Source organism: Synechococcus sp. NB0720_010 (genome assembly GCF_023078835.1).
Classification (GTDB): Bacteria; Cyanobacteriota; Cyanobacteriia; order PCC-6307; family Cyanobiaceae; genus Vulcanococcus.
The window spans coordinates 881,774-896,267 of sequence record NZ_CP090898.1 but is presented as its reverse complement, the minus strand read 5'-3'; the positions used below and the strand labels follow the sequence as shown (position 1 = coordinate 896,267).

The window sequence follows — 14,494 nt, the reverse complement described above, 5'->3', positions numbered from 1 at the left end:
ACCCATTGATCACTGTTGGTGTCGCTTTTGGGTGGCGCGTGACGGACGTCTGCGAAGCCGGTGTGACGTCATTAGGTTGACGCCACCCGCCCTTCTCCAGCAGAGATGTTCGGCGCCATGCAGCCCAACAAACGAGACGGCCTCGCCGCACTCTGCGCCCACTTGTTGGTCGCACTGATTGCGCTGGTGGTCATCGGCGGGGCGACGCGTGTGATGGAGGCAGGTCTGGCTTGCCCAGACTGGCCCCTTTGCTACGGCTCCCTCTTGCCGGGGCGCCAGATGAACCTGCAGGTCTTCCTGGAGTGGTTCCATCGCCTGGATGCCTTTGTCGTCGGTGTGGGCCTTCTGGTTCTCACCGCGGTCAGTTGGTGGTGGAGGCGGGAGTTGCCCAAGGGCTTTCCCCTCCTGGCCAGCCTGAGCCTGGTGCTGGTGGCTGTTCAGGCGGGCTTGGGTGCCCTAACGGTGACCCTGCTGTTGCCGTTCCCTGTGGTGACGGCTCACCTGCTCACCGCCCTGGTGTTGGTTGCTCTGCTGAGCGGTTTGAGTGAGTTGCTGAGGGCCGGCTCCCTGGCTTCGTCGTCAGGACGCTCTCTGCTTTGGGCTGGCCTCACCGCATTCCTGGCGACTGCGGTCTTGGTGCAGTGCCTCTTGGGCGGACTCATGGCCAGTCAGTGGGCGGCAGGCCGGTGCCTGAGCGCTGGGGAGGGTTGCTCCTGGCTCTTGATGCACCGCCTGGGTGCTCGGCCGGTGGGTCTGCTGGTGCTCCTGGGTTCGGGACTGCTGCTTTGGAAGCGGCCGGCGGAGCGCCCCTTTGCCTTGGCTGCGGCACTGCTGGTTCTGCTGCAGATCGCCCTGGGCGTGCTGAGTTTGCGTCTCAGCCTGTCCGTTCCAGCGGTGACCGTGGCACACCAGCTGGGCGCTGCTCTCTTGGTGGCCGTTCTGGCGGCCTTGACCGTTCGTAGTTGGCCGGAGGTGCTTCGTGGTTAATGCCTTGCCCCTGACCCGTGAGGAGATCGTTCCCTCCAGGAAGCGGCTGAAGCTGCCCCCCTGGCTGGAGATCGCCAAGCCCCGTTTGATCCCCCTGTTGCTGGCGACCACCCTTGGCGGGATGGCGATGTCGGAAGGCTGGCCCCTGCCTCCTCTCCGCCTGGCCTGCACCTTGGGTGGTGGCGCCTTGGCCGCCGCAGCGGCTGGTGTCCTGAATTGTCTTTGGGAGCAGGAGCTCGATGGCCGCATGCAGCGGACCAGCGGCCGGGCCCTCCCCTCCGGTCGCCTCTCGATCACGACGGCTTTTGCCATTGCCGTCACCCTCGCGCTGACGGCGGCGACGCTGCTGGTGGGCGGGGTGAATTGTCTGGCCGCCAGCTTGTCGCTGCTGGGTCTGTGCAGTTACGTCCTGCTCTACACGGTGCTGCTGAAGCCCCGCACCACCCAGAACATCGTGATCGGTGGTGTGGCTGGAGCCATTCCCCCCCTGGTCGGTGCCGCCGCGGCAACGGGCCATCTGGGCCTGGGGAGTTGGTGGTTGTTTGCCCTGGTGATGCTGTGGACGCCAGCCCATTTCTGGGCCCTCGCTCTGCTGCTGAAGGAGGACTACCGCGCCGTCGGGATCCCCATGCTCCCTGTGGTGAAGGGCAGTGGTGCCACCGCTGAGGCCATTCGTTGGTATGCCCTGGCGACGGTGGTGCTGAGCCTGGTGGGTGTCTGGGCCTTGCCCGGTGGGGGGTTGCTCTACGGGCTCCTGCTGCTCCCCTTCAATGCCCGGCTCTTGCAGATGACCTGGAATTTGCACCAAGACCCGGATGATCTGCAGCGGGCCAAGGGGTTGTTTCGCTGGTCGATCTTCTATCTCTTTGGCGTCTGTCTGCTGCTGCTGATGGCTCGGATGCCGGCCGGGGAGCAGTTTTCGCAGCAGGGCTTTGCCCTGCTGGGTTGGAGTGGGTCCGGCAACGCAGGTTTCACCCTGGTGGCATCGCTGGTGAGCGGCGCTTTCTAGAGTCGATTTCTCTAGTGCTCCAGCGAGGTCGGCGGCGGTGACTCATCCAGTGATTGATCTGGAGAACGTCTCCAAGCGCTACGGAAAAGGTGAGAAGGCCGTTGATGCCTTGAACGGCCTGAATCTTCAGGTCCCTGGTGGCAGTTTGTTCGGCTTGTTGGGTCCCAACGGGGCGGGCAAAACAACGACCCTGCGCATCCTCGCCACCCTGTTGGCCCCGTCCAGCGGCCGTGTCCAGGTTGCTGGTCTCGACGCGCTGACAGACCCCCGCGGTGTCCGCGAGCGTTTGGGTTATGTGGCCCAAGAGGTTGCCCTCGACAAGATTCTCAGCGGCCGTGAGCTGCTCCAGTTGCAGGGCGATCTGTATCACCTGGCCCGTTCAGCCCGGGACCAGCGCATTGCTGAGCTGATTGATCTGCTGGGGATGGCGGACTGGATTGACCGCCGCAGCGGCACCTACTCCGGTGGGATGCGCCGGCGTTTGGATTTGGCCTCCGGTCTGCTGCACCGTCCGGATGTCTTGGTGCTCGATGAGCCCACCGTTGGTCTGGATATCGAGAGTCGCGCGGCCATTTGGACCGTGCTGCGCCAACTGCGCGACCAGGGCACCACGGTGCTGCTGAGCAGTCACTACCTCGAGGAGGTCGATGCCCTGGCGGATCAGCTGGCGATCATTGAGGACGGTCGGGTGATTGCTGCGGGACCCCCCTCCGAACTCAAGGCGGCCCTCGGCGGTGACCGCGTCACCCTGCGGGTGAGGGAGTTCAGCGATGAACCCGAGGCCCTACGGGTTCAGCAGCTGCTGCAGGCCTGTCCGGGGGTGCGGCAGGTGGTGGTCAACCGAGCCCAGGGCTTCTCCTTGAATTTGGTGGTTGAACACGACGGGGTGGTGGAGCAGTTGCGCCGTCAGCTGGCTGAAGCCCAGCTCCCTGTTTTTGCCCTTGCCCAAAGCCGCCCCAGCCTGGATGACGTCTACCTCCAGGCCACGGGTCGGACCTTGATGGATGCCGAGCTGGCGGTGGCCGGTGTCCGTGATGCCAAGGCGGAGCGCAAGCAGTCCATGCGTTGACCGTGGCTTTGGTTCGGGATTTCCCGTGGATGGACTTTTCTGTTATTTGAGATGACCAGCGCTTCTTCTTCTTTGCTCAGCCCGGCCCCCAGCGCCAGCGCCCCGCGGTCAGCCCTGGCTGACCTGACGCAGGAGACCCTGGCCTTGACCCGCCGTCTGTTTTTGCAGCTGGCGCGCCGTCCGTCGACCCTGGTGGCGGGGGTCCTGCAACCCCTGATTTGGCTGGTTCTCTTTGGGGCCCTCTTCGCCAATGCCCCTGAGGGTCTGCTGCCCGAGGGCATGAGTTACGGCCGCTTCCTCGGTGCCGGCGTGATTGTCTTCACGGCCTTCAGCGCTGCCTTGAATGCCGGCTTGCCGGTGATGTTCGATCGGGAGTTTGGTTTCCTCAATCGCCTGTTGGTGGCCCCCTTGCGCTCCCGCAGCTCGATTGTCCTGGCCTCGGTGCTCTACATCACGGCCCTGAGCCTGGTGCAGAGCGTCGCGATCATGGCCACCGCCTGGGTCTTGGGGTACGGCTGGCCCGGCGGTTCTGGGTTGCTCCTGGTGCTGCTGACCCTGTTGCTGTTGGTCTTCGCTGTGACGGGCCTGAGCTTGGGGTTGGCCTTCGCACTGCCAGGTCACATCGAGCTGATCGCCGTGATCTTTGTGGCCAATTTGCCCCTGCTGTTTGCCAGCACGGCCCTGGCTCCGATTTCCTTTATGCCGGCCTGGTTGGGCTGGCTAGCGGCCGTAAATCCCCTTACCTTCGCGATTGAGCCGATTCGCGCCGCTTACGCCGGTCATTTCTCCCTCTCAGCTGTGGTGTTGCATGCCCCCTATGGGGACCTCAGCGCTGCCGCTTGTTTAGGGGTCCTGGCCGCTTTGGCGTTGGGTTTGTTTCTGCTGATCCGCCCTTTGCTGGATCGCAAGCTCGCCTGATCTTTTCCCGCAGCGATCGTGCCCCAGCGCCCTTCTCCTCCGCCGTCACCGCAAGCCCGCCGCCAGGCCCACGTTTTGGCCCTGCGCCAGGCCTTGTCCGAGCGTGATCGCTCGAGCGTGGATGGGTTGCTCGGCCAGTGGGTCCATCGCCACGGGGTCGATGCTCTTGAGCCCCTGCTTCAGGAGTTGGAAGCCGAGGATTCAGAAGGACTCCACTGGTGGCGAACTCCTCAGGCTGAGCCCGAGCCCCTCGTCGTTGCCCTGCAAGAGGAGATGGCACCTGAACCGCAACCTGAAGTCGAGCCGGAACCTGAACCTGAGCCCGAACCGGTTGTGATGGCTGAGCCTGAACCTGTAGCGGCTCCGGTTCCGATCCCTCAGACGGCGTTCAAGCCCGTCGTGCGTCGTCGAGCCGCTGCGTCACGCCCTGCTCCGGCCCCCAGCCATCCCGACTTGGCGGAATTGCGTGCTTGGCTTCCCGGTTCGCAAGACTCCCGTGCTGCCTGATCCCTCGTTGCTCCGTGGCGGGCTGATCGTCTCGGTTCAGGCCCCTGAGGGCTCACCGATGCGGGACCCGCAGGTGATTGCGGCCATGGCTGAGGCCAGCCTCAACAACGGCGCGGTGGGTGTCCGCCTGGAGAGTCCTGAACACATTGGGGCGGTGCGCCGCCGCTGCCCGGAGGCTTTGATTATTGGCCTCTGGAAGCGCACGTTCCCCGATAGTTCCGTCTACATCACCCCCGGCTGGGAAGAGATTCAGGCGGTTTGGGCCGCCGGTGCCGATGTCATCGCCCTGGATGCCACTGATCGGGTTCGCCCCGCTGGGGCCCTCTTGCCCGATTTGGTGCAGCGCGCCAAGCAGGAGCTTGGAGCCTGCTTGATGGCGGATGTCGACAGTCTGGAGAACGGGTTGCGCGCCGCGGAGCTCGGCTGTGATTGGGTTGGCACAACCCTCTACGGCTACACCGAGTCCACCGCCTCCCTCAAGCCTCCCGCTTGGACTCTGTTGCGTCCACTGCGCGAGCAGCTCCCGGATCCGGTCATGCTGATCTGTGAGGGTGGAATCGCTTCAGCCCAGCAGGCCAGACAGGCCCTTGATGGGGGTTCCGATGCGGTGGTGGTGGGGACGGCGATTACCGGCGTGGATCTGCAGGTGGCGGCCTATCGCCGGGCCCTGGAGTCCTAGCGGTCCAAAAGCTTTCTGAAGGAGCAGGACCTGCAGCCCAGGCGAGTTCAAACTGAGCGTGTCTCGGTTGTCTCGAATGGGAGGAAAGTCGATGAGCTCCCAGCGTGGGCTGCCGTTTTTTTCAGTGGTGGCGGGCGTGACGCTCTTGGCCACACCCATAGCGGGCTTGCCCCTAGCTGAGCTCGAAGCGCTCAACCGGGAGCTGGGCCGCCTGTGCCGCAACCCACCCCCGGAAGCCCTTGCCGTCTGCCGGATTCACGCCCGCTTGATTCGGGTGATGTAGGCCGAGGCCGGCATCACATCATGCCGGGCATGCCCATGCCGCCCATTCCACCCATACCGCCCATGCCACCCATGGGATCCATGCCGCCACCGCCCGGTGCGGCTGCGGCAGCCGGCTCGGGTTTGTCAGCGATCACCGCCTCGGTGGTCAGCAGCAGGGAAGCAATCGAGACGGCGTCCTGAAGGGCCAGGCGGACCACCTTGGCGGCATCAAGAATGCCTGCGGTGAGCAGGTTTTCGTAGGTGCCGGTCGCGGCATTGAAGCCGTTGCCAGTGGAGGCCACTTGGTCCGCCACAACGTTGGGGTCATAGCCCGCGTTGGCTGCGATCTGATGCAGGGGCGCAGACAGAGCGCGCTGCACGATCTCAACACCGGTGCGCTCGTCGCCCTCCAGCTGGGCAGCCAGGCCATCGAGGTCGGCGGCGAGCTGGACCAGGGTGCTGCCACCGCCGGCGACGATGCCCTCTTCCACCGCGGCGCGGGTGGCGTTGAGGGCGTCTTCGATCCGCAGCTTGCGGTTGCGCAGCTCGGTTTCGGTGGGAGCACCCACCTTGATCACGGCAACGCCACCGGCCAGCTTGGCGATGCGCTCGGTGAGCTTCTCGCGGTCGTACTCAGAGTCGGTGTTCTCGAGCTCGCGCTTGATGGCGGCGACACGGTCGCGGACGGCAGCCTGGTGAGCGTCACTGGCCACGATGGTGGTGTCGTCCTTGCTGATCGTGATGCGGCGCATGCTGCCGAGATCCTCCAGACCCACTTGATCGAGGGCCATGGCACGGTCCTCGCTGATCAAGGTGGCACCCGTGAGGATGGCGATGTCCTGGAGCATGGCCTTGCGGCGATCGCCAAAGCCAGGGGCGCGGACGGCGGCAACTTGCAGAACCCCGCGGTTCTTGTTGACCACCAGGGTGGCCAGGGCTTCACCCTCGACTTCCTCCGAGAGGATCACCAGGGGCTTGCCAGCTTTCGACACGGCCTCCAGAACGGGAACGAGGTCGTTGATGGCACTGATCTTGCGGTCGGTGACCAGCAGCAGCGCATCTTCGAATTCGCAGACGCGACGGTCGTTGTCGGTGACGAAGTAGGGGGAGCTGTAGCCCCGATCGAAGGCCATGCCTTCGGTGATTTCCAGTTCGGTGGCGAGGCTCTTGCTCTCCTCGACGGTGATCACGCCATCGACGCTCACCTTCTCCATCGCCTCGCTGACCATCCGGCCGACTTCCTCATCGCCGCCGGAGCTGACGGTGGCCACCTGGCCGATGGACTCGCCGGCAACGGGGGTGGAACGCTGCTGGATGCCCGCCACGACTTGAGCGGTGGCCTTCTCCATGCCGCGGCGCAGGCTCACGGGGCTGGCGCCAGCGGCGACGTTGCGTAGACCTTCGCGGGTCATGGCCTGGGCAAGGACGGTGGCGGTGGTGGTGCCATCACCGGCCTGGTCCTTGGTTTTGGTCGCGACCTGCAGCAGGAGCTTGGCGCCGAGGTTCTCGAAGGGGTCTTCCAGTTCGATGTCCCGGGCGATGGTCACGCCGTCGTTGACGACATCGGGAGCCCCGAACTTCTTCTCAAGAACGACGTTGCGGCCCTTGGGTCCGATGGTGACCTTGACCGCATCGGCGAGGGCATTGACGCCGCGCTCGAGATAGGCGCGGGATTCATCGGAGAAGGAGAGCAGCTTGGCCATCGCGGAGGCTGATCGCGCTGTAGTGGCCACAGGCTCCCATGCAGAGGTGGCCCTTGGCTTGTGGGGAAAGCCGAATGGATCGCAGCTCACCCCTATCGCCCGCTCGATCTGCTCGATAGGGTTCGCGCCATGGAGGAGAGCATCAGCGACACCCTGGTCCAGGGCCTGGCCGATCCAACGTCCGGCAGCAACGTGATGGCGTTTCTGATCGTGGCCGGCCTGGGCTTGGGAATGGCCTTGATCTATGTGCCCCTGCGGGTCTTTCTGACCGTGACCGCCCGCAGTCGCCGGCTACGCCTGCTGCAGCGCATCCGGCGATTGCGGGAGGAACTCACCCAACCGGTCGAGGGCTAGACCTCAGCGCATCACCATGCCGCCATCCACCTGCAGGACCTGGCCGGTCATGTAGGCAGCGGCGGGATCGGCCGCGAGGAAGCGAACGGCGCTGGCGACCTCGGTGGGTTGCCCCATCCGTCCCAGGGGAATGGCCTTGAGGATCGGCTCCTTGTCGAGCTCCGCGGTCATGTCGCTCTCGATGAAGCCAGGGGCCACAGCGTTCACGGTGACCCCGCGGCTTGCGAATTCCGCAGCGCTGCTGCGGGTCAGGCCAATCACCCCAGCTTTTGCGGCGCTGTAGTTGGCCTGGCCGGGGTTGCCCATCAGTCCCACCACCGAGGTGATGTTGATGATCCGGCCGCTTCTGGCCTTCAACATCGCCCGGCTGACGGCTCGGGTGCAGAGGAAGACGCCGCTGAGGTTCAGGTCGATCACGCTCTGCCAATCGGCGCTCTTCATGCGCATCAGCAGGCCATCACGGGTGATGCCCGCGTTGTTGACCAGCACGTCCAGGCGCCCTTCCTTCTCCAGGACGGCTTTGACCATGGTCTCCACCTGCTCTTCCTCGGCCACGTTGGCCTGGTGGGACCAGGCTTGGCCGCCTGCCGCCTGAATCTCAGCGACCACAGCCTCAGCCGCGGCGGGGGAGCTGGCGTAGTTCACTACCACCGTTGCGCCAGCCTGGGCCAGCTCGCGGGCAATGGAGGCCCCGATGCCTCGGCTGGCTCCGGTCACCAGAGCAACCTGACCGGCCAGGGGGGTGCTGTCCGCCATGGAGAACGCTGAAAAGTCGGACCAGGCTAGGCGGGCATGATTTTGACTTCAGCCAAGGCGGGGCCAAGCAGTTCCCCAAAGCGCTGCAACTGGCGTTTGCTGCCCATGACCACCAGCAACTGACCGGGACCCAGGCGGACATCACCGCCGGGGTTGGCGATGAGTGGTTCCGGCGCTCCGGTGCTGAGTTGGCTTGCCGCGGGGTTTCGGATCGCCAGGACCAGGGCACCACTGCGGCGTCCCAACTGCAGTTCCGAGAGACTGGCCCCGTTGAGGTCGCCGAGATCCTCGGGATGCTCGCTCAGCAGAAATTCGTCCACCTCACACTCGCTGCCGGCCAGCAGGTCCATGAAGGTCACCGCCAGGGGCCTCAGGGCGGTGGCGGCCATGGCACGACCGCCGGCCACATAGGGGCTCACCACCTGGTCAGCTCCGGCTAAACGCAGTTTCCCTTCCGCTTCTTCGCTGTCGGAGCGGGCAATCAGCCGGGCGCTCGGCGCCAATCCCCGGGCGCTGAGGATCACGTAGAGGTTGGCCGCGTTGCTCGGCAGGGCGGCGACCAGTGCTCGGCAGCGGTGGATGCCGGCCTCCTCCAGGGTTTCATCGAGGGTGGCGTCTCCCTGAAGGACCGTCAGGCCTCGCTGCTGTGCTTCCTCAATGCGGTCGCTATCGTTTTCAACCACCAACAGTTGGACGTTTTCTCCATTCAGTTGATCCGCGATTTCGCGGCCCATCCGGCCGTAGCCGCAGAGGATGACGTGCTGATTCATCGATCGCTGCAGCTGTTGGCGGTAGCGCCGCTGGCGGATGCGGCGAAAGTAGCCGGAGTTGGTTAATTCCAGCAGTTTCTGGATGGTTTGCTGGACCACCACCAGGCCGCCCACCAACAGCAGCGCCGTGACGATGCGGCCGCCGGTGTGGATCAGCTGGGTGTGCTCATCGCTAAACCCCAGGGTGCTGAGGGTGATCAGCACCATCCAGTAGCAATCACCCCAGTCCCAGCCCTCCGCCAGTCGGTAGCCAACGGCGCCGGCATTGACGACCGTGGCCAGGGCCAGGATCGGGCCTGCCCAGGGGCGCCTGGCCACTTGCGTGCGAATGGGGCTGAGGAGGCCGCGGCGGCGCGGCAGTGAACGGGGTCGCTGCCGCATCGGTGTCATCCCAAGCCGAGGGCTTTTAAGACCTCAGGGGTGCCCAGCTGCTCAAGGGCTCCGGCCTGACCCACCGCTTGCACGCCCTCCCGTTGTGGCAGGGAGGCGGGGTCCTGGCCGAGGGCCACCAGAGGCATGCCACTGAGCAGGGCCAGTTGGCTGGTGATGGGGTCACTGCTGAGGACCACATCACAGCTGGCCAGTTGCGCGGCCCGCTGCAGCAGATTGGCGCCACCGGCCTGGATGACCCGCAGGTCCGGCAGCTTGCTGCGGATGGCCTCGGGCAGTACTCGCCAGTGGTCGGCGGGCCAGTCCTGACGGTTCCCTGACGGGGCAAGCAACAGGGCGGGTCCCTGGCCACTGGGCATGGACGCTGCGGCTTGCTCCAGTGCTCCTTTGGGCAAGGACAGGCGGAATTGGCTGGCGTCGAGGGTGACGCCGAGTGGGCGCAGGAAGGCCGACAGCGCTTGTGCCCCCCAGCCGGCTTCAGGGGTGACGGTTGACGTGGCCGAGAACCCAGCGGCGGCGACGCGATTGGGGATGTGACTCATCGACAGCATCAGATCAACCTGGCGGCCGCTGGCGAGGTTGATGCAGGCCTGAAAGTCGGGCTCGCGCACGTTGCCCAGGAGGTTGGCCCAGTCGGCGAGGCTCGGCCCGTCATCAAAGGCGAAGGGAATCACCTTCTCCACCGCCGGCAGCAGTGACCAGGCGGCTGCCGCCGCTGGGGAGCAGGCCACTTGCACCTGGGCCTTGAGGTCTTGAGCAACCTGCGCTGCGGCCGGAATGGCCTGCAGCTGTGCACTGACACCACCCGGCACCAAAAAGAGGACTCGCATGGTTGCGGGGGTGTGCAGCAGATCGCTGGCTGATTGTATGTAGGTCGGATTACTTAGTCCTCAGGAGCGCGCGATGCATCTGCTGATTGCCTGTGCCGGTAGCGGTCGGCGGATGGGGGCGGAGCGCAACAAGCTGCTCCTGGAGGTCAGCGGCCGGCCTGTGTTGGCCTGGACTCTCGATGCGGCCCTGGCCTCCGAGAGTGTGCGCTGGATCGGCGTGGTCGGCCAGGAGATCGACCGGCCGGACATCGAAGCCCTGCTGAAGGCAGCCAACCCAGGGATCCCGGTCCAGTGGATTCAGGGTGGGGACACCCGCCAGGATTCGGTCTGCAATGGCCTGGCTGCGCTGCCGCCGGCGGCCCAATCGGTTCTGATCCACGACGGAGCCCGCTGCTTGGTCGATCCAGCTCTGATCGATCGCTGTTCCGCGGCTGTTGACGCTGGCGCTGCGGTGATTGCTGCCGCACCGGTCACCGACACGATCAAGCGGGTCGATGGCGACGGCGTGATCCAAGACACCCCGGATCGCTCCGTTCTCTGGGGCGCCCAAACCCCCCAGGGGTTTCCGGTCGAGCAGTTGCGCCAGGCCCATGCCCAGGCGCGCGGGGAGGGTTGGAGTGTCACCGATGACGCCTCCCTGTTTGAACGGCTGGGTTGGCCCGTGCGGGTGATGGAGTCCTCCCCCTCCAACATCAAGATCACCACGCCCTTCGATCTGACGATTGCTGAGGCGGTGCTCTCGGCTCGCTAGAGCAGCAGCAGTTGGCCGCGCTCGCCGTCCAGACGGGCCCTGCGGCCGATGGGAATGGCGGCGTTGCCGCAGCGATGGCCAAAAGGCAGGTCGGCAATCACCGGAATGCCGAGGTCGCCGCAGCGCTCCTGAAGCACCGCCTGCAGACCAAAGGAGCGCTGGGGATCACGGGCGTCATCCTCATCCCCCTCGCAGTCGCTGAAGCTGCCAAAGCCCAGCCCCGCGATCTGCTGGAGAGCCCCACTGAGACGCCAGTGGGAGAGCATCCGATCGATTCGATAGGGGGCCTCGCCGATGTCTTCGAACAGCAGGATCGATCCACTGAGGTCGGGGAGGTGAGGCGTCCCCAGCAGGTGCGTCGCCACCGTGAGATTGCCGGCGAGGCAGGGGCCCTCGGCTTGGCCCGGGTTCCAGACCGTCCCTTGCAGGGGCGGTAGAGCCTCGCCAAAGAGCAGAGCCCGTAGCCGCTCTTGGCTCCACTCCGGTTCGGCCCCCAGGGTGGTGACCATGGGCCCATGGATGCCCCCGGGTAGGCCAGCGGCCTGCCGCGCCCAGAGCAGGGAGGTGACATCGGAGAAGCCCAGCAGCCAGTGCTCCTCAGCCGCAAGGGGCCGCTCCAGCAGTCGAGCAGAGCCCCAGCCGCCGCGCATGCACGCCACCAAAGGCGCATTGGGTTGGAGGTCCTCCAGGCGTTCGAGGTCTGTGCCGGCGTAGTAGCCCCAGTGCCGTTGCAGGTTGCGATGGGGTTCGACCTCCAGTCCCCAGCGCTCAAGGACAGCGATTCCCACCTCCAGGCGGCTGATGGCATCGCCCTGGAGCGCGGAGCTGGCGGCGGCCAGTTGGACGCGATCGCCGGCTTGGAGCGGGCGGGGCCAGGCGCGCGCGTTCATGCCCAGATCCGTCCGATGGCTAGGCCCAGCAGCAGGAGTGCGCCGAGCAGCACCTGGTGTTTGAAATGGCGGCCATAGGCCGAGCGCGGCAGCTGCGGCTGCCGTAAGGCCAAGGCTTCCTTGAGCTGCCCAAGGACGACCACCAGCCAGATCAGCCAGAACAGGGGCTGAACCCCCTGCAGGGCCGAGGCCATCGCCAGCAACACTCCAGCGCTGGCGTAGCAGAGGGCCACGGCCAGGGGGGCCTGCTCCCCAAGGCTCAGCGCGCTGCTGCGCACGCCCACCAGGCGGTCATCCTCCCGGTCGGACATGGCGTAAACCGTGTCAAAGCCAAAGGTCCACAGCAGGGTCGCCAGCCAGAGGCAGAGCAGGGGCCAGCCCCCCTGGAGACTGCCGCGGGAGGCCGCCCAGGGGATCAGCACAGCAAAGCCCCAGCAGAGGGCCAGGACCGCCTGCGGGTAGGCAAACCAGCGCTTCGCTGAGGGGTAGAGCAGCACCGGGGGCAGGGCGGCGATGGCCAGTTGGAGGCAAAGGGTTCTGTTGGCTTCTGGCAGCCCCCAGAGCACGACGGCAAGAGCAGCGATCAGGCAGAACAGCAGCAGCACAACGGCCCCCGGAACACCGATCTGGCCGCTGGCAAGCGGCCGTTGGCGGGTTCGCTCCACCTGGGGATCAATCCGCCGATCCCAGAGGTCATTGGCGACACAGCCCGCACCGCTGACGGCCAGGCCGCCGATGACGATGGCCGCCAGCAGGTGGAGGCTGGGGGGAGCCTGGCCCTCCAGGAAGAGACTCCAGCCGGCAGGGATCAACAAGATCAGGCGTCCGCTGGGCTTGTCCCAGCGCAGTAGACCCAGCCAAGCCCGGAGCAGCGATCCAAGGCCCTTGCTGTCGGCAGCCACGTTCAGCAGGGGAAAAGTGCCCGCACCCTAGGGCTGAGGGGCGGTGCCAAAGTGGCTCAGCTCCAGGGATTGGACCGTGAGTGAGCCCCGCAGTGGTGCCCTACGGCCGGTGGCCGGCATCGATATCGGCACCAACTCGATTCACCTCTTGATCGCCAGCGTCGATCCTGAGCTGCGCAGCTTCTCGGTGCTGCTCACTGAAAAATCAACGACCCGCCTGGGGGAGCGCGATCCCGTCAGTGGCGATCTCTCGCCTGAGGCGATTGAGCGGGCCTTCACGACCCTGCGCCACTGCCGTGAGCTGGCGGCCAGCCATGGCGTGGATCCCGGGGACGTCGTCACGGCGGCCACCAGTGCCGTTCGTGAAGCACCCAATGGTCGGGAGTTTCTGCAATCGATCCAAGAGCAGCTGGGCCTGGCGGTTGATCTGGTGAGCGGCCCTGAGGAGGCGCGCTTGATCTATCTGGGTGTCCTCTCTGGGATGTCCTTCGGCGAGAAGCCCCACGTGATCATCGACATCGGTGGTGGCTCCACCGAGTTGGTGCTGGCCGATGCTTCGGACTCCCATGCCCTCACCAGCACCCGGATTGGTGCGGTCAGGCTGCAGCGGGATTTCGTCCAGGACGACCCGATCCCTGCTAAGCGGGTCACCTTCCTGCGGGCCTTCATCCAGGGGGCGCTGGAGCCTGCGGTGCTCAAGGTCCGCCAAGGTTTGAAGCGGCTCGGTGATCAGCCGGTGATGGTCGCCACCAGTGGAACGGCGATGGCGATCGCCGCGATGGCCGCCGCGGATGAGGCGCGTCCGCCCCTGCGCATGCAGGGCTACCGGGTCTCGCGGCAAAAACTCGATCAGATCGTCGAACGGCTCTTGGGGATGACGCCTGCGGAGCGCAAGGCTCACCCGGCCCTGAATGAACGCCGGGCGGAAATCATCGTTCCTGGCGCCCTGATTTTGCAGACGGCGATGGGGATGATCGGGGCGGAGGAGCTGGTGATCAGCGAACGGGCCCTGCGGGAGGGCTTGATTGTTGATTGGATGCTGCGCAACGACTTGATCGTTGATCGCTTTGCCTTTCAAAGCAGCATTCGTCAACGCACGGTGCTGCATCAGGCCCAGCGTTATGGGGTGGATGTGCCCCGATCTGAGCGGGTCGCGGCCCTCGCCATTCGTCTCTACGACCAAAGCCACGGCCTGCTGCATCAAGACGATGGCCAGGGGCGTCAGTTGCTGTGGGCCGCGGCGATGCTCCACAGCTGCGGACAGCACATCAATGTCGGTGCGTATCACAAACACACCTGGTATCTGATTCGCCACGGTGACCTCCTGGGCTATTCCGATAGCGAGCAGCTCATGGTGGCGGCGATTGCCCGTTACCACCGCCGCTCCCTGCCGAAAAAACGCCATGAGTCCTGGCAACTCATAGAAGGGCGGGAGCAACGCCGCACGGTCTCAGCGATGGCCTTGCTGCTGCGTCTGGCGGTGGCGATGGATCGCCGTCCCCAGAAGGTGATTGCCGATTGTGTTCTGCAGGCCAACGCTGAGAACGGCATTGCGATCCAGTTGTTGCCGCTGACGGCTGAGGTGGATCTCAACCTGGAGCGCTGGAGTCTGCGGTCCTGCGAGAGCTATGTCGAAGAATCGCTGGGCCTCACCTTGCAGGTGAGTTAGCTCCCACAACAAAAAGCCCCCGCTTTCGCGGGGGCTTCTGGTTCAA

Annotated in this window: 16 protein-coding genes; 10 read left to right on the top strand and 6 right to left on the bottom strand. The window is 65.5% G+C overall.

Annotation, left to right across the window (positions count from 1 at the left end; genetic code table 11):
• Positions 1 to 105 precede the first annotated feature (105 nt).
• The 7 genes from LY254_RS04725 (at position 106) to LY254_RS04695 (ending at position 5,452) form a co-directional block, all read left to right on the top strand.
• On the top strand, positions 106 to 987 hold the full coding sequence (locus tag LY254_RS04725; protein WP_247479261.1) for a heme A synthase: 882 nt from the start codon (positions 106 to 108) through the stop codon (positions 985 to 987).
• A gap of 4 nt (positions 988 to 991) precedes the next feature.
• On the top strand, positions 992 to 1,996 hold the full coding sequence (locus LY254_RS04720; protein WP_247479259.1) for a heme o synthase: 1,005 nt from the start codon (positions 992 to 994) through the stop codon (positions 1,994 to 1,996).
• Positions 1,997 to 2,045: 49 nt separating this feature from the next.
• A complete protein-coding gene (locus LY254_RS04715) occupies positions 2,046 to 3,065 on the top strand; it encodes an ATP-binding cassette domain-containing protein (RefSeq protein WP_371820535.1) in 1,020 nt (339 codons plus the stop codon).
• A gap of 51 nt (positions 3,066 to 3,116) precedes the next feature.
• Complete coding sequence (locus LY254_RS04710) at positions 3,117 to 3,983, top strand: ABC transporter permease (RefSeq protein ID WP_029626413.1); 867 nt, start codon at positions 3,117 to 3,119, stop codon at positions 3,981 to 3,983.
• 18 nt (positions 3,984 to 4,001) lie between these two features.
• A complete protein-coding gene (locus LY254_RS04705) occupies positions 4,002 to 4,490 on the top strand; it encodes a hypothetical protein (protein WP_247479256.1) in 489 nt (162 codons plus the stop codon).
• Positions 4,450 to 5,169, top strand: a complete 720-nt coding sequence (locus tag LY254_RS04700) for an N-acetylmannosamine-6-phosphate 2-epimerase (protein WP_371820514.1) — start codon at positions 4,450 to 4,452, stop codon at positions 5,167 to 5,169. The genes LY254_RS04705 and LY254_RS04700 overlap by 41 nt, the downstream gene beginning before the upstream one ends.
• 91 nt (positions 5,170 to 5,260) lie before the next feature.
• Positions 5,261 to 5,452: a hypothetical protein gene (locus LY254_RS04695; RefSeq protein WP_247479254.1), complete on the top strand. Its 192-nt coding sequence runs from the start codon at positions 5,261 to 5,263 to the stop codon at positions 5,450 to 5,452.
• Positions 5,453 to 5,465: 13 nt separating this feature from the next.
• Here LY254_RS04695 and groL read toward each other — a convergent pair whose 3' ends face one another.
• A complete protein-coding gene (gene groL / locus LY254_RS04690; protein WP_247479251.1) occupies positions 5,466 to 7,136 on the bottom strand; it encodes a chaperonin GroEL in 1,671 nt (556 codons plus the stop codon).
• A gap of 60 nt (positions 7,137 to 7,196) precedes the next feature.
• Between groL and LY254_RS04685 the strand changes: the two genes are divergently transcribed.
• Positions 7,197 to 7,490: a hypothetical protein gene (locus LY254_RS04685; protein ID WP_247479976.1), complete on the top strand. Its 294-nt coding sequence runs from the start codon at positions 7,197 to 7,199 to the stop codon at positions 7,488 to 7,490.
• Between the two features lie 3 nt (positions 7,491 to 7,493).
• On the opposite strand, the gene fabG is transcribed toward LY254_RS04685, so the two are convergent.
• The 3 genes from fabG to LY254_RS04670 are packed head-to-tail and all read right to left on the bottom strand — an operon-like array spanning position 7,494 to position 10,236.
• Positions 7,494 to 8,246 carry a 3-oxoacyl-[acyl-carrier-protein] reductase gene (fabG, locus tag LY254_RS04680; protein ID WP_247479248.1) on the bottom strand — a complete coding sequence of 251 codons (753 nt, stop codon included), beginning with the start codon at positions 8,244 to 8,246 and terminating at the stop codon, positions 7,494 to 7,496.
• Between the two features lie 26 nt (positions 8,247 to 8,272).
• Positions 8,273 to 9,406 (bottom strand): TrkA family potassium uptake protein, encoded by a 1,134-nt coding sequence (locus LY254_RS04675; protein ID WP_371820513.1) that lies wholly within the window; start codon positions 9,404 to 9,406, stop codon positions 8,273 to 8,275.
• The gene (locus LY254_RS04670) at positions 9,403 to 10,236 is read right to left on the bottom strand and encodes a glycosyltransferase family 9 protein (RefSeq protein ID WP_247479241.1); all 834 of its coding nucleotides are present in this window, start codon (positions 10,234 to 10,236) and stop codon (positions 9,403 to 9,405) included. The genes LY254_RS04675 and LY254_RS04670 overlap by 4 nt, the downstream gene beginning before the upstream one ends.
• 73 nt (positions 10,237 to 10,309) lie before the next feature.
• Between LY254_RS04670 and ispD the strand changes: the two genes are divergently transcribed.
• On the top strand, positions 10,310 to 10,987 hold the full coding sequence (gene ispD / locus LY254_RS04665; protein WP_247479238.1) for a 2-C-methyl-D-erythritol 4-phosphate cytidylyltransferase: 678 nt from the start codon (positions 10,310 to 10,312) through the stop codon (positions 10,985 to 10,987).
• On the opposite strand, the gene LY254_RS04660 is transcribed toward ispD, so the two are convergent.
• Together LY254_RS04660 and LY254_RS04655 are read right to left on the bottom strand one after the other, a co-directional pair.
• The gene (locus tag LY254_RS04660) at positions 10,984 to 11,877 is read right to left on the bottom strand and encodes an LD-carboxypeptidase (protein ID WP_247479236.1); all 894 of its coding nucleotides are present in this window, start codon (positions 11,875 to 11,877) and stop codon (positions 10,984 to 10,986) included. The two genes, ispD and LY254_RS04660, sit on opposite strands and share 4 nt — an antisense overlap.
• Positions 11,874 to 12,779 carry a 4-hydroxybenzoate polyprenyltransferase gene (locus LY254_RS04655; protein WP_247479234.1) on the bottom strand — a complete coding sequence of 302 codons (906 nt, stop codon included), beginning with the start codon at positions 12,777 to 12,779 and terminating at the stop codon, positions 11,874 to 11,876. Before LY254_RS04655 ends, LY254_RS04660 begins: the two co-directional genes overlap by 4 nt.
• A 76-nt stretch (positions 12,780 to 12,855) precedes the next feature.
• On the opposite strand from LY254_RS04655, the gene LY254_RS04650 reads away from it, so the two are divergent.
• Positions 12,856 to 14,448, top strand: coding sequence for a Ppx/GppA phosphatase family protein (locus LY254_RS04650; protein ID WP_247479233.1), 1,593 nt, complete (start codon positions 12,856 to 12,858; stop codon positions 14,446 to 14,448).
• Positions 14,449 to 14,494 lie beyond the last annotated feature (46 nt).